This is a genomic window from Actinomadura fibrosa (genome assembly GCF_900659615.1).
GTDB lineage: Bacteria > Actinomycetota > Actinomycetes > Streptosporangiales > Streptosporangiaceae > Spirillospora > Spirillospora fibrosa.
This window is the reverse complement of record NZ_CAACUY010000061.1, coordinates 27,983-44,263: the sequence shown is the minus strand read 5'-3', so window position 1 is coordinate 44,263 and position 16,281 is coordinate 27,983. Positions and strand designations below refer to the sequence as shown.

Genomic DNA, 16,281 nt, shown 5'->3' with positions numbered 1-16,281 from the left:
CCCAGCCGCGGCGGCGGCGCACCAGGCCCGCCGCGGGCAGCGCGGTCTCGGGCAGCGCGGTCTCGGAGAGGGTCGTCTCCGCCAGCGATGTGGAGCCGGCGGGCGCCCCCGCGTCCGGCATGAGCAGCAGGGCCAGGGCCGCCAGCGCCGCGCGGCCGCGGGCCTCCCAGTCCGCGCCGTAGGCGGCTCCGGCGGCGGCTTCGAGCCGGGCGGCGAACTCGGCGGCGGTCGCCGGGCGCCGGGCGGGGTCCTTGGCCATGCCGTGCGCCACGAGCGGCCGCACCGGTCGCGGCAGGCCGTCCAGCGGGACGGGGTCGGCGGTGTGCTGGGCCATCAACTCCAGCGCGGCCTCGCCCGCGTACGGCGGGCGGCCGGTGAGGCACTCGACGAACACGCAGGTCGCCGCGTACACGTCGGTGGCGGGGGTGGCGGCGTCGCCGTCCCACTGCTCCGGGGCCATGTAGGCGGGCGTGCCCGAGCGCGACCGCGCCCCCGCCGGGGTCGCGACCCCGAAGTCGATGAGCTTGCTGTCGCCGTCCGCGCGGACGACGACGTTGGCCGGCTTGTAGTCGCGGTGCACGACACCCGCCGCGTGCGCCGCGGCGAGCCCGAGCAGCGACCCCTTGAGGACGAGCAGCGCCGCCTCGGGGACGAGCCCGCCGTTGCGGTCGAGGACGGCGCGCAGGGTGACGCCCTCCACGGCCTCCATGACCAGCGCGGTCCCCTCCGGGGTCTCGACCAGGTCGTGGAAGCGGGCCACGTGCGGGTCGCGCACCGCGGCGAGGATCCGCGCCTCCCGCCTGGTGGGCACGCGGGTGCCGTCCGGGACGTACTTGATGGCCACGAGCGGCCCCGTCCCGTCCTTGCGGGCCAGCACGACCCGTCCTTGCGCTCCCGTGCCGAGTTCGCCGATCTCGGTGAACCCGTCAAGCCGCCAGTTGCTCGTCACCGTGCCCCCTGAATTGTCCGCCGATACGATCTCGTCCGGCCTGGAAAGCGGTTATGGGTGGACGGGGGCGACCGTTTGGGACGACCATTGCGCGGCGCATTGTCACCATCCGGCGACTTCCGGGAAACGGACGGCCGCGCACAGTTACCATGGCGTTCGGTCGACAACTTTCCCGAGCACCCCCATAAGCCGAGAAGGAGCGTGGGATGATCCACGCTGTGCCGTTCCCCCAGTGCCGGCCAACGGGTTCCGCGAATGCCGGCGCCGTGCTCAGAGTGCCCTGACGGGCCTCCGGTCCGCCTCATGGAAAACCCTGGTTTCCGCGCCGCCGCGCCGGCGGCGGGTCCCGCCGTGCGCGTCGCCGTGCCGGTCATGCTCGGCACCGGGCTGGCGGTCGTGCTGGGCGACGCGTGGCTCGCGGCGCGCTGGGGCGGCCACGGCGCCGTCTTCTACACCAAGGAGCTCGTGCAGGTCACGGGGTGGCTGGTCGCCGGAGCGCTCGTCGCCCGGATCCGGCCGCGCTCGCCGATGGGCGTCCTGATGACGCTGCTCGGGCTGCTGCTCGCGGCGGACGCCCCCGCCTCGTTCGCCCTCGCCGCCCCCGGTCTCGCGCTGCGGGTCATGGCGACGGCCGGGCTGCTGCTGACGGCGCTGCAACTCCCGCTGGGCGCGCACGTGTTCCTGGCCTACCCGTCCGGTGCCGTCCGCGACCTGGCCGGACGGGCCGTCACGGCGGCCGGATACGTGTTCGGGGCCGTGTCGGTGGTGCTGCTGGCGGTGTTCGGGCCGGCCCGCCCGGACGGCGAGTGCCGGGACGTCTGCGCCCCGCTCAGCCTCACCTCCGACCCGGACGCGGGGCGGCTGACGACGCAGGCGCTCGCGGCCGGGACGGTGGTGTTCGTCCTCGCCGGCGCGTCGGTCATCGTCCGGCGGTTCCTGCGCGCGGGCGGCCGGGAGCGGCGGCTGCTGCTGTTCCCCACCGCCGCCATGATCATCGCGGCGGTGCTGTGGGCGTCGATCAACCTGCTCGGGGCCGTCCACCTGCCGCCGGCGGGGGCGCCCGGGGCGGAGTCCGTCCTCGCCGCCGCGCAGTTCACGTCGCTGCTGACGGTGCCGGCCGCGTTCCTCCTCGGGCAGCTGCGCGAGCGGCTGGACGAGGCGCGGGTGTCCGACCTCGTCCGGGGCATCGCCGTGCTGCCCGCCGGGCGGCTGGAGGCGGCGCTCGCCGCGGCGCTCGGCGACCCGCAGCTCCAGGTCGCCTATCCGGTGGCCGGCGGCTGGGTCGACGGGACCGGCGCGCCCGTGCCGGTCCCGGAGGCGCCCGACCCGAGGCGCTTCACCGTGGTCGGCCCCCTGGACCGGCCCGCCGCCGTCCTGCTGCACGACCCGACGCTGCGGGACGAGCCGCGGCTGCTGGAGGCGGTCGCCGCCACGGCGCGGCTCGCGCTGGAGAACGCGCGGCTGGAGGCGGAGGTCCGCGCCCGGCTCGCCGAGGTCCGCGCGTCCCGGGCGAGGCTCGTGGAGGCCGGCGACCGGGCCCGCCGCAGGCTGGAGCGCGACCTGCACGACGGCGCGCAGCAGCGGATGCTGCGCATCGGGGTCGCGCTGGCCGAGGCCCGCGACGAGCTCCGCGGCACCGTCGCCGCGCCCGGCACCGCCCGGTTGCTGGACGAGGCGGAGGCGGAGCTGCGCGAGGCGGTCCGGGAGCTGCGCGAGCTGGCCCGCGGCATCCACCCCGCCGTCCTGACCGCGCGCGGCCTCCGGCCCGCCGTGGAGCAGCTCGCGCTGCGCAGCACCGTCCCGGTCACCCTGGACGTCGCGGACCTGCCGCGCCTCGACCGCACCGTGGAGGCGACCGCCTACTTCGTGGCCGGTGAGGCGCTCGCCAACGCGGCCCGGCACGCCCGCGCGACGTCCGTCCGCGTCCGCGTCGCCCTGGACGGCGACCGGCTCGTCGTCGAGGTCGAGGACGACGGGATCGGCGGGGCGGCACCGGGCCCGGACTCCGGCCTCGCCGGGCTGCTCGACCGCGTCGCCGCCCTCGACGGCGCCCTGACCCTGCACAGCCCGCCCGGAAAGGGGACCATGCTGACCGCCGAACTCCCCGCACACCCGCCCGCCCCGCCGCTGCCGCCCGCCCCGCCGCTGGAACCGCCGTGCGGGTGATCGTCGTCGAGGACGGCCTGCTCGACCGCGAGGGCCTGCTGCGGGTGCTGTCCCGGCTCTCGCACCGGGTGGTCGCGACCGCGACGCGGCCGGAGGGCGTCCCGGCGCTGGTCGCCCGGCACCGCCCCGACCTCGTCCTGCTGGACGTGCGGCTGCCGCCGACCGGCACCGACGAGGGGCTGCGGCTCGCCGTCCGGCTGCGCCGCGACTTCCCCGCGGTGGCCGTGCTCGTCCTGTCCCGCTACGTGGACGACTACGCCGCCGAACTGCTCCGCGAGAACCCGTCCCGCGTCGGCTACCTGCTGAAGGACCGCCTCGCGGACGCCGCCGCGCTGGACGAGGCGCTACACCGGATCGCGGCGGGCGGCATCGCCGTCGACCCGGACGTCGTCGCGCTGCCGCTCGCCGCGCACGGCGGGCTGCGCGCGCTCACCCGGCGCGAGCGGGACGTGCTCGCGCTGATGGCGCAGGGCCTGTCCGACCGCGGGATCGCCGGGCGCCTCCACATCGCCGAGGCGACGGTCAGCTCGCACGCGCGCGGCGTGTTCCAGAAGCTCGGCATCGGCGAGGACGCCACCGGCAACCGCCGCGTCAGCGCCGTCCTCGCCTACCTCGCCGACCGCCGTCCGCCGCCCGGGCGGTGACCCGCCGGGCACGTCACAGTGCTCGCGCCGGGCGGGCGGGAGTCCAGGCGGTCCGGTGATATTGACGCAATGTGACCGGTTCGGCGCACAGAGCACACGTCCATGCTCCACGATGGTGGGCATGCCGGTCGACTATCGTGCTCCGAACATCAACGCCCGCAGGCTGGGTCTGCTGTTCCGGCAGATCCGCGAGGCGCTCGGCCTCACCTACGACGAGGCCGCGGACCGGCTCCGCTGCGACGCCGACTGGCTGGTCCGGCTGGAGACGGGCTTCGAGCCGGTCGCGCCCGCCCGCGCCCGCGAGGTGCTCGACGCCTACGGGGTGCCGCCGCACCGGATGCGCGAGGTCGTCGTCGACCTCGCGGCCCGCCCGGACGGGCCGCCGTGGCTGGCCCGGCACGCCGGGCGGCTGAAGGCGCTGGTCCGCGACCTGTACACGCTGGAGTCCGAGGCCACGACCATCCACACCTACGGCATCGCCGTGGTGCCCGAACTGGTGCGGTCGGAGGCGTACGCGCGCCTCGGCTTCGCGCACCGCGTCCCGGAGGTGGACGCCGACGAGGAGTGGGACCTGCTCGACCAGCGCCAGCGGCACCGCCCCGGCGGCGTCCCGCGCCGGCTCGACGTGATCGTCTGCGAGTCGGCGCTGCGCGGCGGCCCGCCGGCGGTCAGGCGCGGCCAGTGCGCCCGGCTGCTCGACCTGTCCGCGGACGACCGCACCAGCGTCCGCGTCGTCCCGATCAGCGTGGGCGCGCACGCCGGCCTGCACGGCTCGTTCGACGTGTTCGACCTGCCCGCCACGAACGACCGGATCTCGGTCGTCCACACCACGCTCGGCATCGACCTGGCCGGCTGCGACCTCAGCTCCACCTGGGACCTCATCGAGGACGTCGCCCTCGCCCCCGCCCCGAGCCGCACGATGATCGAAGAGCACATGAACGACGCCTAACGGCCCGCACGCACCCCGAGGCGCGCCGTCCGTCCCGCCGAGCCGCCTGGCGCGTCCAGCCGCACGGGACGGGTTGTCCCGTGCGGCCGGGCGCGCGTCAGGTTCCGGCGGCGATGACCTTGGCGGCCACCGCCGCGGGGACCTCGGCGTAGGACGCGAACGCCATCGAGAACACCGCGCGGCCCCTGGTCAGGCCGCGGAGGGCGCCGACGTAGCCGAACATCTCCGCCAGCGGCACCAGCGCCGTGACGACGCCGTCGCCGACGCCCTCGACGTGGCCGCGCCGGGCGTTGAGGTCGCCGATGACGTCGCCCAGGTGGTCGTCCGGCGTGCCGACCTCGACGGACATGACCGGTTCGAGCAGCGCGGGCGCCGCCCGCCGCACCGCCTCCCGGAAGGCGCGCGACGCGGCGATCCTGAAGGCGAGCTCGGACGAGTCCTTGACGTGGTGGTCGCCGTCCACGAGGACGACGCGCACGCCCGTCATCTCGTGGCCCGCGAGCACGCCGGACCGCATCGCGTCCTGGCACCCCGCGTCCACCGAGGGCACGAACTCCTTCGGGACGCGCCCGCCGGTGACCCTGTTCACGAACTCGTACGGGACGTCGGAAGGCTCGACCGAGATCTGCACCTTCGCGTACTGGCCCCTGCCTCCCGTCTGCTTCCTGTGCGTGTACTCGACCTTCTCGGCGGCGGCCGTGACGGTCTCGCGGTAGGCCACGCGGGGCCTGCCGATGTTGGCCTCGACGCCGGACTCCTCCTTCATCCGGTCGACGAGGACCTCCAGGTGCAGCTCGCCCATCCCGCCGATGACGGTCTGGCCGGTCCGGGGGTCCGCGCGCACCTGGAAGGACGGGTCCTCCTCGGCGAGCCGCTGGATCGCGGCGCCGAGCCGCTCCCGGTCGCCGCGCGCCCGCGGCTCGACGGCGACCTCCAGCACCGGCGCCGGGAAGTCCATCGACTCCAGCACCAGGGGCGCGTCCGGGGCGCACAGCGTCTCGCCCGTCGTGGTCTGCTTCAGCCCCATGACGGCGACGATGTCGCCAGCGCCCGCCGCCGCGATCTCCTCGCGGGCGTCCGCGTGCATGCGGTACACCTTGCCGACGCGCTCCCTCCTCCCCTTGACGCTGTTGAGCACGGACGCGCCGGACTCCAGCCGCCCGGAGTAGATCCGGACGAACGTCAGCCGGCCCAGATGCCGATCCGTGACGATCTTGAAGGCCAGTGCCGCGAGCGGCGCGCCGTCCACCGGTCCGCCGGGGGCGCCGCCCGGTGCGGCGGCGTCCAGCGGGGACGGCAGGTACCGGACCACGGCGTCCAGCAGCGGCTGCACGCCCTTGTTCCGGAACGCGCTGCCGCACAGCACCGGCGTGACCGCGGACGCGATCGTGGCGCGGCGGATCGCGGCGTGCACCTCCTCCTCGGCCGGCTCGGCGCCGTCCAGGTACAGCCGCATGAACCGGTCGTCGGCGTCGGCGAGCGTGTCGAGCAGCCTACCGCGCCGGCGCCGGGCCTCCTCGGCGCGCCCGGACGGGACGTCCACGACGTCGTAGTCCGCGCCCGGCGGGGCGTCGGCGGGCCAGACGAGCGCCCGCATCGCCACGAGGTCGACGACGCCCGTGAACCCGGCCTCCGCGCCGATCGGCAGCTGGAGCACCAGCGGAACGGCCCCGAGCCGCTCGGCGATCATGCCGGCGCAGCGGTCGAGGCCGGCCCCGGCCCGGTCCATCTTGTTGACGAAGCAGACGCGCGGCACGCCGTACCGGTCGGCCTGGCGCCACACCGTCTCCGACTGCGGCTCGACCCCGGCGACACCGTCGAACACCGCGACGGCGCCGTCCAGCACGCGGAGGCACCGCTCGACCTCGACGGTGAAGTCGACGTGCCCCGGGGTGTCGATGAGGTTGACCGTATGGCCGTCCCAGTGGCAGGTCGTCGCGGCGGACGTGATGGTGATCCCGCGTTCCCGCTCCTGTTTCGTGTAGTCCAGGGCGGTGTCGCCGTCGTGGACCTCACCGATCCGGTGCGAGACGCCCGTGTAGTACAGGATCCGCTCGGCGGTCGTCGTCTTCCCCGCGTCGATGTGCGCCATGATCCCGATGTTGCGGACCTTGGCGAGGTCAAGGAAAGTGGCGGTCATCGGAAATCGGCCCTCCTTCGGGAAATCGGCTGACGGCCGCCGAGCACGCGTTCGCCCTCGGCACGGCAGCGCGACGATAACTGCATATGCAATCGAAAGGCCAACACTTTTTTCGCCGTCACTGAAAACATTCGCTTCCGCCGCCGCGCACCCGCAGCCGCGCGGCGGAACCGGTTGGACAGGACGGGGCGGCCGGCGGTACCGTGCGGGCCATGTCCAGTCCCGAGGCGTCAAGACGCTAGCCACCGGCCGTCCGGTGGCGAGTCGAAGCTCCGCGGCCTCCCGGCCGCCCCAAGCTCCTGCCACCGCACCGCCGGAAGCGGACTGTCCTTCTCCCGCTCGACCGCGTCCCTGGTTCCACACCTGACCTGAGGGCGCGTTCTCGATCGCGGGCTCCCTTTTCCGGCGCGGCGGCGCGGTCCGTCCGATGCCGCGCCGGCACGCGGTGCGGAGTTCTCCTTGCCATTCGCTGTGTACATGCTCGCCCTGGCGATTTTCGCCCAGGGAACATCGGAATTCATGCTCTCCGGACTGCTTCCGGAAATCGCCGGCGAACTGCGGCTGTCCATTCCGGCCGCGGGATCGCTCACCCCGGCGTTCGCCGCGGGAATGATCGTCGGCGCGCCCCTGATGGCGGTCCTCAGCCTGCGGTGGCCGCGGCGCCGCGCGCTGCTGGCGTTCCTCCTCACGTTCGCCGGCGTCCACGTCCTCGGCGCGGTCACGTCGAGCTTCGCGGTGCTGCTGCTCGCGCGGGTCGTCGGGGCGCTCGCCAACGCCGGGTTCCTCGCCGTGGCCGTCGCGACCGCCGCGGCGATGGCGGCGCCGGACGCCAAGGGACGCGCCACGTCCGTCCTCCTGGGCGGCGTCACGCTCGCCTGTGTCGCGGGCGTTCCCGGCGGCGCCCTGCTCGGGCAGGCGTGGGGATGGCGCGCGGCGTTCTGGGCGGTCGCCGTCCTGTCCCTGCCCGCGGTCGTCGCGATCGTGCGCTCCGTCCCGGCGGACGCGGCCGCCCCGACCCCGAACGCACCCGACGCGTCCGGCACGCCAGGCGCGCGGGGTGAGTTGCGGGCGTTGAGGCGGGGGCGGTTGCGGCTGCTGCTCCTCCTGGGCGCCCTGGTGAACGGCGCCACGTTCTGCGCGTTCACCTACCTCGCACCCGTGATCACCGAGGTCGCCGGGCTGGGCGCGGCCTGGGCGCCCGCCCTGCTGGCACTGTTCGGCCTCGGCTCGTTCGCCGGAGTCACCCTCGGCGGACGGATGGCGGACGCGCATCCCGTCCCGCTCCTCGCGGGTGGAGGCGCCGCCCTGCTCATCGGCTGGTGCGCGTTCACGGCGGCCGCCGGGATCCCGGCGGCCACGGTCGTGCTCGTGTTCGTCCAGGGGGCGCTGTCGTTCGCCGTCGGGTCCACGCTGATCGCGCGGTCGCTGTACGCCGCGCCCGAGGCGCCGACGCTCGGCGGGGCCTTCGCGACGGCCGCGCTGAACGTCGGCGCCGCCGCGGGCCCCGCCCTGGGCGCGGTCGCGCTCAGCGCGGGCCTCGGCTACCGCGCGCCCCTGGCCATCAGCGCGCTCCTGGTCGCCCTGGCCCTGGCTCTGGCCCTGGCCCTGGCCGCCGTCGCCCGCAGGCGGGGTGAGGGAAGGGGGAGGTAAGAGTCCTGGCAAGGGCTGGGTTCGGGTGCCCGTCGTCCGCGCGGGGCGAGCGCCGGGGCGGCCATCGTTGATCGTCGGCTGCCGTGACGATGGTCCCCTGGAGACGAGATGCGCTTGGTCGGCGCGACGGCGGGCGCCCTCGCGGCGGGGCCGCTCGCAGTTGCCCTGCTCGTGATGGCACTGCTCGTGGCGGCGCCGCCGGTCGCAGCGGCGGCGGACGTCCGCGCGGGCGAGGCGCGTCTGCCGCTCGGGAAGGCGAACTACGCCGTGGCCATCGGCGGGCTGAACGCCGGGTCGACGGCCAACTGGGTCCGCCTCGGCCAGTACACGTTCGCGACGGACGGGACCGTCGCGGAGCAGCACTGGGCGTGGTCGCAGCGGACCCGCGTGGTCCGGACGAGCACGGGCAACCTCGCCGAGGGGTGCACGGAGCGGGACTGCACGGTGCTCACCGCCGCCGGCTGGGAGTCGGCGGCGGCGGCGCGGCGCATGACCGGCCACTACGCCGTGCACCGGGACGAGCTGCTCGTGTGGTGGGGCGACGGCCTCTGGGAGCGCTGGTTGCTGCGTCCGCAGGCGCGCGGCAGGTTGGGCGGGATCGAGCTGGTGGACGACAACTTCGGCGCCACGCACGGCTTCGGCGACGGCAGCAACGCCCGCTGGGACGCCCGGGTGCCCGCCGCCGCGGTCGCCGCCGCCGACCATACGCGGCTGAGGCACGAGTACTTCCTGTGGAAGACCGACTACGACCCCCGCGTCGGCCATACCGGGTACATCGACCAGGGCGGCGGGTCCCCGTTCTGGGTGACGCGGTGGAACCGCTGCGCGGACGGGCGGTGCCTCGGCGCGGAGACGAACGTGGGCCGCGCCGCTCACACCGTCTACTACGTCTCTCCCGCCGACCGGGCGGGCGCGCACCGCCGCGACGCCCTGTGGCACTGGCACACCGACCTCGCCGACGCGCTGAAGCAGCCCTGCTACAAGGGGAACTCCCACGTCAAGCCCATGATCCAGGTGGTGGACGACGACGGCCGCTTCCACGGCTGGGTGGGCGTGGAGGCGTCGCTCAACCAGACGACGTCCGCCGGGCCGTTCGCCGACGACATCGGCGTGTTCCGCATCGTCGGCTGACCCGCGCCGCGCGTCAGCGGGCGTCGGCGGCGCCCACCTCGGAGAGGGTGCCGATGACGCTGCGGAGGTGGGCGCGGGCGGCCCGCTCGGCGGCGTCCGGGTCGCGGTCGGCGATCGCGTCGATGATGGCGAGGTGCTCGGGGAGGGACGTGTTCGGGCGTCCCGGGTGCATGGCCAGCCTGAACTGGTGGCGGACGTTCTGCGCGCGGAGCCGCTCCAGGACGTCCGAGGCCGTGCCCTGACCGCTGATCTCGCGGACGCGGCGGTGGAGCCGCTCGTTCAGGGCCGAGTAGCCGAGGACGTCGCCGGACGCCACGGCCGCGCGCATGCGCTCGCCGAGACCGCGCAGCTCCTCGATGTCGGCGGCGGTGGCGCGCTCGGCGGCCTTGGCGGCGCACAGGCCCTCGATGACCATGCGGACCTCGGAGATCTCGACGGCCTCGGCGAGCGAGACGGCACGGACGCGGGCGCCGCGGTTCTGGACCCGCTCGATGAGGCCCTCGTTCGCCAGCTCCAGCAGGGCCGCCCGGACCCCGGCGCGGCTCGCGGCGAACCGCTCGGACAGGTCGGCCTCGATCAGCCGCTGGTTCGGGACGAACTCGCCGCTGAGGATCGCCTCGCGGATCCCGGCCACCACGGGGCGCTCTTCCGGCACCGGCTCCCCCAGATTGTCGCCAATATTGTCGCTGACCTAGTGTAGCCCGGGGCGGGGCCCGGGTTCCGCCGCGACCTGGAAGGGAGCGCCATGTCGACTGACGGGACGTCCGCGCCGGTGGTGGCCGTGCTCGGGCTGGGCGAGGCGGGCGGTGCGATCGCACGGGACCTGGTCGCGGCGGGGGCGGTCGTGCGCGGCTACGACCCGCTCTTCCGGCCCGGAGGCGCCGAACCGGTGCCGGACGGGATCGTCCCGGCGGGCAGCGAGGCCGAGGCGGCCGAGGGCGCGGGTCTCGTGCTGAGCGTCAACAGCGCGCACGACGCGGTGGACGCGCTGCGCGCCGGGGCCCGGAGCGCCGCCGCGGCGGGCGCCGCGTGGGCCGACCTGAACACGGCGGCGCCCGGCCTGAAGCGGGAGCTGGACGGCATCGCGCGCGAGCACGGGCTGCCGTTCGCCGACGTGGCGATCATGGCGCCGGTGCCGGGGCGGGGCCTGCGGACCCCGATGCTGGCCTGCGGGGACGCCGCGGACCGGGTCGCGGGCGCCCTCCGCGCGCTCGGCGCCTCCGTGGACGTGCTGCCCGGCGAGGCGGGGACGGCGGCGGGCCGCAAGCTCCTGCGCAGCGTCTTCTTCAAGGGGCTCGCCGCGTCCGTGGTGGAGGCGCTGGAGGCCGCGCGGGCCGCCGGATGCGAGGACTGGCTCCGCGGGAACATCGTCGCCGAGCTGGTCTCCGCCGGTGAGAGCACGGTGGACCGGCTCGTCGAGGGGACGCACCGCCACGCGGTCCGCCGCGCCGCCGAGATGGCGGCGGCCGCGACGATGCTGGACGAGCTGGACGTCCCGCCCGCGATGGCCGCCGCCAGCCGCGACCTCCTCACCCGCCTGGCGGCCGGCGCGAAGACCTGACGCCGCCCAACGCGAAGACCCGACGGCGTCCGACCGTGGGCCGGACGCCCCCGGCCACGCCCGTGCCGGGGGCGTCCGGGGCCTCAGGGGATCGGCGGGGTGCCGTGCGTGTGGAACGACTCGATGGTCTTCAGCCCCCACGCCTGGCCCTTGGCGCGCTCGGCCTCCGTCCAGGTGATGAGGTCCCAGTCGGGGGCGAGGATGAGGCGGGCGCACGGGTTGCACAGCTCGATGCGGTTGCCGCCGGGCTCGTAGACGTAGAGGAAGAACGTCTGCTGGATGGCGTGCTTGTGCGGGCCGGTCTCGATGTGGACGCCGTTGTCGAGGAAGATGTCGGCGGCGCGGAGGATGTCCTCGCGGGTGTCGGTGGCGAACGCGATGTGGTGGAGGCGGCCGTTCGCGCCCGTCCAGTCGCGGGTGTAGACGATGTCGTAGGACTTGTTGGTGAAGTGCATCCAGCGGCCCGAGACCCGGCCCGAGTCGAGCATGATCTGCTCGGTGGGGCTCGCGCCCAGCACGTCCTGGAGGAACTCGGTGCTCGGCTCGACCTCCGCGCCGAGGAAGTTGACGTGGTCGAGGCGGCGGACGCAGACGCCGCGCGCCGGGTACGCCTGCGCCTGGTTCTTCAGCGCCGGCGCGAGCTCCGGCGGGGGCGCGTACCGCTCGCTCTCCCAGTAGACCTCCAGCTCGTGGCCGTCGGGGTCGCGGAACAGGTAGGTCGGGCCGATGCCGGGGTCTCCGTCGCGCCAGCCGATGCCGAGCCCGGCGTCCTCGATCGCCTGCACGCGCCGTTCGAGGGCCTCCTGGCTGGACGCGCGCAGCCCGGTGCGGCGGATGCCGGACGTGTCGTGCGCGGTGAGCTTGAGGGTGTGGTGCTCGTAGTCGTCCCAGGTCCGGAGGTAGACGGAGTCGCCGTCCCTGCCGTTCTCGGTCAGGCCCATGACCTGGGTGAAGAACCGCAGGCTCCGGTCGGGCTCGGGGGTCAGCAGCTCGACGTGGCCGACGTGCGCGATCTCATGCCTGGGTGCCATGGTGCCCTCCGGGGCGGGGGAAGACGGTGCCGTCGAAAAGCTTGCGCGCGGTCCGGACGATGCTGGACCGCAGGACGCGCGGGGGGTCGGCCGCGGTGTCGAGCTCGACGCCGACGTCCAGCCGCCCGGTGGGGTGCTCGATGCCCATGGGCCCGTCGCCCCGCCCGGCCGGGGCGGCGAGGTCCGCGCCGACGGCCCCGTCGACGAGCAGCGCGGTCGCCACGGTCACGGCGCCGAGCACGCCGATCGAGTCGTGGACGCGCAGCGGGATGAAGGTGCGGGTGCAGATCGTCCCGCCATCGCGGGGCGGGGCGACCAGCGTCGTCTTCGGCACGGACGAGCCGGAGACGTCGCCGAGGCCCATCAGCTCGCCCGCCTGGAGCCGCAGCGACTGGATCCGCTCGCGCAGCGCGCCGTCGGCGGCCAGCTCGGCGGGCGTCTCGTAGCCGGTGCGGCCGAGGTCGGACGCGGCGGCGACCACGACCGGCATGCCGTTGTCGACGCAGGTCACGGTGATGCCGTCGATCTCGTCGCGGACGCGTCCGGTGGGCAGGAGCGCGCCGGTCGCCGACCCTTCGGTGCCCGCGAAGTCGAGGACGATCGGCGCCGCCGTCCCGGGCACCCCGGAGATCGCGGTGTCACCGTCATAGCGGACCCGCCCGGACGGCGTCGCGAACGTCGCGGTGGCGAGGCTGTCCGTATTGACCATCCGGATGCGGACGCTCGTGCGCTCCGGGTCCGCCTCGACGAGCCCGCGCTCGACCGCGAAGGGGCCGATCCCGGCGAGCAGGTTGCCGCAGTTCTGCCGGTCGGAGACGGTCGCCTCCTCCACGCCGAGCTGGAGGAACAGGTAGTCGATGCCGGCGTCCGGGCCGTCCGCGCGGGAGACGACGGCGACCTTACTGGTGAGCGGGTGCGCGCCGCCGATCCCGTCGATCTGCCGGGGGTCGGGGGTGCCCATGACGCGCAGCAGCAGGTCGTCGCGCTCGGCGGGGTCGGACGGCAGGTCCTCGGCGAGGAAGTAGGCGCCCTTGGACGTGCCGCCGCGCATCAGCATGCAGCGCAGGCCGCCGGGATCCGGGGAGTTCGCCGTGCCGGTCATGAGCGCCCGCACTCTCGCTCGTACTCCTCGGCTGTCAGGTACCGGATGCCCAGCCCGGCGAGCCGGTCGCGGAGCCCGTAGCGGTCGAGGCCGAGCTCGCCCCGGCGAAACGCCTCGCGGGTGGCCTCCTCCTTCTCGGCACGCGCCTTGGCCGCCGCGAGCGCCTCCGTGACGTCCTCGCGCGGGACGCACACCACACCGTCGTCGTCGGCGAGGATCGCGTCGCCGGGCCGGATCCGCTGCCCGCCGATCGTGACGGGCACGTTGACCGCGCCGGGCGTGGCCTTCACCGTCCCCTGCGCGCTGACGGCCGCCGACCACACCGGGAAGCCCATCGCGTGCAGGTCCGCGACGTCCCGGACCCCGGCGTCGATGACCAGGCCGCGCACGCCGCGGTGCTGGAGGGCGGTCGCGAACAGCTCGCCGAACATGCCGTCGGTGGACGGCGAGGTGGTCGCCACGACCAGCACGTCCCCCGGGCGGCACTGCTCGACCGCGACATGGATCATCAGGTTGTCGCCCGGCCAGGACAGCACGGTCACCGCCGTCCCGGCGATCCGGGAGCCGAGGTGGACGGGCCGGATGCGCGGGCCGAGGCAGCCCGTCCGCCCCATCGCCTCGTGCACGGTCGCGACGCCGTGCTCCGCGAGGGCGTCGACCTCGGCGGCGTCCGCGCGCGGCGGATCGGTGACGACGACCGTCCTCATGCCAGCACCGCCGTCGTCTGCGGGTACACGCGAACGTACGCCTCCGCCATCGTGGTGTGCGGGAGGCCGAGGTTCGGGCCGGCGTTCCGCTTGAGCTGGACGCCGCGCCGCCTGGCGAGGTCGGTGTAGTACTCCCACATGTGCTGCTGGGCGGGCAGGCACTCCATGGCCTTGCGCTTGCGCTCGAACACCGGCGTGATGTCCAGCAGGACGTCCGGCCTGAAGTCGCACTGCTCGGGCTGGTGCGGCTCGAAGAGGAACACCGGCGGCGCGCCAAGGGGCTCGCCGGGCGCGTCGTACCCGATGGCCTGCGCGAGCACCCGCGCCTGGAGCGCCATCCGCGCGGCGGCCGGGTGGTCGCCGTTGTAGGGGTCGGCGAGCGTGTGGGTGAGCACCACGGTGGGCTCGAACTCGCGGTAGACGCGCACCAGCCGGTCCACCAGCTCCGGCGTCTCGCGCAGGGGGTAGTCGCCCGCGTCGAGGAACTCGATCCCGGCGCCGAGCTCGGCCGCCGCGGCCTCCGCCTCCGCGCGCCGCAGCGCCTTGATCTCGTCGAGCCCCTTGCCCTCGCGCCATGCCCGCGCGGACTCGCCGCGCTCCCCGAAGCTCAGGCAGACGACCTTCGCGCGCTCGCCGCGCTCCGCCGCGAGCGCGATCGCGCCCGCGGCCCGCCAGACGAAGTCGCCGGCGTGCGCGCTGACGACGAGGAGGGCGCCGGACGGGCCGTCCGATGGAGTGGTGGTCTCGATGCTCATGCCCCTACCCTGGCCCTTTGTAGACCAGATTGTCAACAATTTTGCGGACAGGGCGGACGAGCCGGCCCGTCGTCCGCTCAGTCGGGACGGACCTCGTCGAGGAGAAGGCGGCTCAGCCGCAGGACCTCCTTCCGCGGATCCCACAGCCCGGGCCCATCGGAACCCCGGTCGGCGTACGGCTTCTCCATCCACTCCTGCCTGCGCTCGGCCTCCGCCAGCGCCTCGGCGTCCGCCAGCGCCTCGGCGTCCGACTCGCTCGGCTCGTTCGGGTCGTTCGGCCACCGGCGCACGACGACGGCGAGCGCCTGGAGCAGGCCCGCGTAGTCGCCGCGGAAGGCCGGCGTGAACCTCAGGTCCTCGGACTCCGCCTCCAGCGCCTCGCGCAGCGTCCCCGCGATCGACCGCACGTACGCCGTGGCGTGCTCCAGCGTCGTCATCCGGCGCGGCGCGGACCACTGGTCCGGGACGTCGCCCCGCAGCACGCGATATCCCCGCAGCTTCGCGCGCGGATTGGCGCGCATGCTGTCGCCGCCCTGGTCGCAGGCATGCCGGGCCTGCTCCAGGACGCCGAGCAGCCGCGCCTCCCGCTCGTCCCAGCGGCCCGTCCCCTCGCCGGGACCGGCCAGGGCCCCGGCGAGCGCCTCGACGGCCTCGGCGAGATCGTCCCGGAGCTCCCGGACGGCGTCCTCGGCCCGGCGCAGGTACAGCGGCGGGAACACCAGGGCGTTCACGGCGAGGCCCACCACCAGGCCGACGGCCACGTCCACGAGCCGGGGCAGCGCGTACCCGACGACCTCGTGGCCGCCGACCAGCAGCGCGAACAGGGCGGTGAACGCGACCTGCGACGCCTGCTCGCCCAGCCTCCGCCACCCCGACGCCATCATGGCGAACACGAGGACGGCGGCGATGCCGAGCGCGTTCGGCCCGATCCACAGCCCCACCGGGATCGCGATCGCCGCGCCGATGAGAAACCCCGCCCCGTACGCCAGGCTCTCGCGGACGGACCGCACGACCGTCGGATACACGCCCAGCAGCGCGGCGAGCGGCGCGAAGTACGGCTGGTCCTGCCCGACCAGGTACTTCGCGACGAGCCAGGCCGACACCGACGCGAGGACGGCCTTGACCGTCAGCTTGGACCGCTGCTCCCAGTACCGGCGTCCGGCGAAGGGCAGCATGTGGCGGCGCACTCCCCTGATCGGCATCGGGAAGGACTGCCCGCGAGCCGTCCCGCCAATCACGCCCCCGGCCGGTGCCCATGCGGGCCCCCCGACCTGCGAGCTTGAGGCGGGCTACACCACCGAGCGCGAAACGGTGATCGCGTTCTGTGAGAAAAGTACGGAAAAAGATCGGAAGGTCACCGTTAGCGTGAACGGCGGAGGCGATCACGTGCCGAACGCGCCGAAACCGGACAACCCGAAGCCGGACAGTCCGAAGCCGGACCTGCCCCACGCCCCGAAGCGGGAGGCGTCGGATGCCCCGCTGCCGGAGGCGCCGGG

General features: G+C 74.9%; 14 protein-coding genes. 6 read left to right on the top strand and 8 right to left on the bottom strand.

The window, feature by feature from the left end; all coding sequences use genetic code 11:
- The coding region (locus tag E1300_RS21755) for a serine/threonine-protein kinase (protein ID WP_131758874.1) at positions 1–949 on the bottom strand (949 nt) is incomplete at its 3' end.
- Between the two features lie 303 nt (positions 950–1,252).
- Between E1300_RS21755 and E1300_RS21750 the strand changes: the two genes are divergently transcribed.
- The 3 genes from E1300_RS21750 (at position 1,253) to E1300_RS21740 (ending at position 4,708) form a co-directional block, all read left to right on the top strand.
- Positions 1,253–3,115 carry an ATP-binding protein gene (locus tag E1300_RS21750; RefSeq protein WP_131758873.1) on the top strand — a complete coding sequence of 621 codons (1,863 nt, stop codon included), beginning with the start codon at positions 1,253–1,255 and terminating at the stop codon, positions 3,113–3,115.
- A complete protein-coding gene (locus E1300_RS21745; protein WP_131758872.1) occupies positions 3,106–3,759 on the top strand; it encodes a LuxR C-terminal-related transcriptional regulator in 654 nt (217 codons plus the stop codon). The genes E1300_RS21750 and E1300_RS21745 overlap by 10 nt, the downstream gene beginning before the upstream one ends.
- Positions 3,760–3,880: 121 nt before the next feature.
- Positions 3,881–4,708 carry a helix-turn-helix domain-containing protein gene (locus E1300_RS21740; protein ID WP_165502926.1) on the top strand — a complete coding sequence of 276 codons (828 nt, stop codon included), beginning with the start codon at positions 3,881–3,883 and terminating at the stop codon, positions 4,706–4,708.
- A gap of 97 nt (positions 4,709–4,805) precedes the next feature.
- Here E1300_RS21740 and fusA read toward each other — a convergent pair whose 3' ends face one another.
- The gene (gene fusA, locus E1300_RS21735; RefSeq protein WP_131758870.1) at positions 4,806–6,848 is read right to left on the bottom strand and encodes an elongation factor G; all 2,043 of its coding nucleotides are present in this window, start codon (positions 6,846–6,848) and stop codon (positions 4,806–4,808) included.
- Positions 6,849–7,307: 459 nt separating this feature from the next.
- Here fusA and E1300_RS21730 point away from each other — a divergent pair, with 459 nt between their 5' ends.
- Together E1300_RS21730 and E1300_RS21725 are read left to right on the top strand one after the other, a co-directional pair.
- Positions 7,308–8,498, top strand: coding sequence for a Cmx/CmrA family chloramphenicol efflux MFS transporter (locus tag E1300_RS21730; RefSeq protein WP_131758869.1), 1,191 nt, complete (start codon positions 7,308–7,310; stop codon positions 8,496–8,498).
- 108 nt (positions 8,499–8,606) lie between these two features.
- Positions 8,607–9,629 carry a hypothetical protein gene (locus E1300_RS21725; protein WP_131758868.1) on the top strand — a complete coding sequence of 341 codons (1,023 nt, stop codon included), beginning with the start codon at positions 8,607–8,609 and terminating at the stop codon, positions 9,627–9,629.
- 13 nt (positions 9,630–9,642) lie between these two features.
- Here the strand turns inward: E1300_RS21725 and E1300_RS21720 are convergent, their stop codons facing one another.
- Positions 9,643–10,284 carry a GntR family transcriptional regulator gene (locus E1300_RS21720; protein ID WP_207399882.1) on the bottom strand — a complete coding sequence of 214 codons (642 nt, stop codon included), beginning with the start codon at positions 10,282–10,284 and terminating at the stop codon, positions 9,643–9,645.
- Between the two features lie 90 nt (positions 10,285–10,374).
- Here E1300_RS21720 and E1300_RS21715 point away from each other — a divergent pair, with 90 nt between their 5' ends.
- Complete coding sequence (locus E1300_RS21715; protein ID WP_131758867.1) at positions 10,375–11,190, top strand: DUF1932 domain-containing protein; 816 nt, start codon at positions 10,375–10,377, stop codon at positions 11,188–11,190.
- Between the two features lie 83 nt (positions 11,191–11,273).
- Here E1300_RS21715 and E1300_RS21710 read toward each other — a convergent pair whose 3' ends face one another.
- The 5 genes from E1300_RS21710 to E1300_RS21690 all read right to left on the bottom strand — a co-directional run bounded on the left by E1300_RS21710 (position 11,274) and on the right by E1300_RS21690 (position 15,987).
- Positions 11,274–12,221 (bottom strand): catechol 2,3-dioxygenase, encoded by a 948-nt coding sequence (locus tag E1300_RS21710; protein WP_131758866.1) that lies wholly within the window; start codon positions 12,219–12,221, stop codon positions 11,274–11,276.
- Positions 12,205–13,335 carry a 4-oxalomesaconate tautomerase gene (locus E1300_RS21705; RefSeq protein WP_242619306.1) on the bottom strand — a complete coding sequence of 377 codons (1,131 nt, stop codon included), beginning with the start codon at positions 13,333–13,335 and terminating at the stop codon, positions 12,205–12,207. The genes E1300_RS21710 and E1300_RS21705 overlap by 17 nt, the downstream gene beginning before the upstream one ends.
- Positions 13,320–14,030 (bottom strand): 4-carboxy-4-hydroxy-2-oxoadipate aldolase/oxaloacetate decarboxylase, encoded by a 711-nt coding sequence (locus E1300_RS21700; RefSeq protein ID WP_131758865.1) that lies wholly within the window; start codon positions 14,028–14,030, stop codon positions 13,320–13,322. Before E1300_RS21700 ends, E1300_RS21705 begins: the two co-directional genes overlap by 16 nt.
- On the bottom strand, positions 14,027–14,785 hold the full coding sequence (locus E1300_RS21695) for a PIG-L deacetylase family protein (RefSeq protein ID WP_131758864.1): 759 nt from the start codon (positions 14,783–14,785) through the stop codon (positions 14,027–14,029). The genes E1300_RS21700 and E1300_RS21695 overlap by 4 nt, the downstream gene beginning before the upstream one ends.
- Positions 14,786–14,862: 77 nt before the next feature.
- Entirely contained in the window at positions 14,863–15,987 is a 1,125-nt protein-coding gene (locus tag E1300_RS21690) for an FUSC family protein (protein WP_131758863.1), read from the bottom strand.
- Positions 15,988–16,281: the final 294 nt, after the last annotated feature.

Coding starts and splice junctions, on each gene's coding strand:
- E1300_RS21715 (WP_131758867.1), top strand. CDS start 10,375: ATGTCGACTGACGGGACGTCCGCGCCGGTGGTGGCCGTGCTCGGGCTG.
- E1300_RS21710 (WP_131758866.1), bottom strand. CDS start 12,221: ATGGCACCCAGGCATGAGATCGCGCACGTCGGCCACGTCGAGCTGCTG.
- E1300_RS21725 (WP_131758868.1), top strand. CDS start 8,607: ATGCGCTTGGTCGGCGCGACGGCGGGCGCCCTCGCGGCGGGGCCGCTC.
- E1300_RS21690 (WP_131758863.1), bottom strand. CDS start 15,987: ATGCCGATCAGGGGAGTGCGCCGCCACATGCTGCCCTTCGCCGGACGC.
- E1300_RS21750 (WP_131758873.1), top strand. CDS start 1,253: ATGGAAAACCCTGGTTTCCGCGCCGCCGCGCCGGCGGCGGGTCCCGCC.
- E1300_RS21740 (WP_165502926.1), top strand. CDS start 3,881: ATGCCGGTCGACTATCGTGCTCCGAACATCAACGCCCGCAGGCTGGGT.
- E1300_RS21695 (WP_131758864.1), bottom strand. CDS start 14,785: ATGAGCATCGAGACCACCACTCCATCGGACGGCCCGTCCGGCGCCCTC.
- E1300_RS21700 (WP_131758865.1), bottom strand. CDS start 14,030: ATGAGGACGGTCGTCGTCACCGATCCGCCGCGCGCGGACGCCGCCGAG.
- fusA (WP_131758870.1), bottom strand. CDS start 6,848: ATGACCGCCACTTTCCTTGACCTCGCCAAGGTCCGCAACATCGGGATC.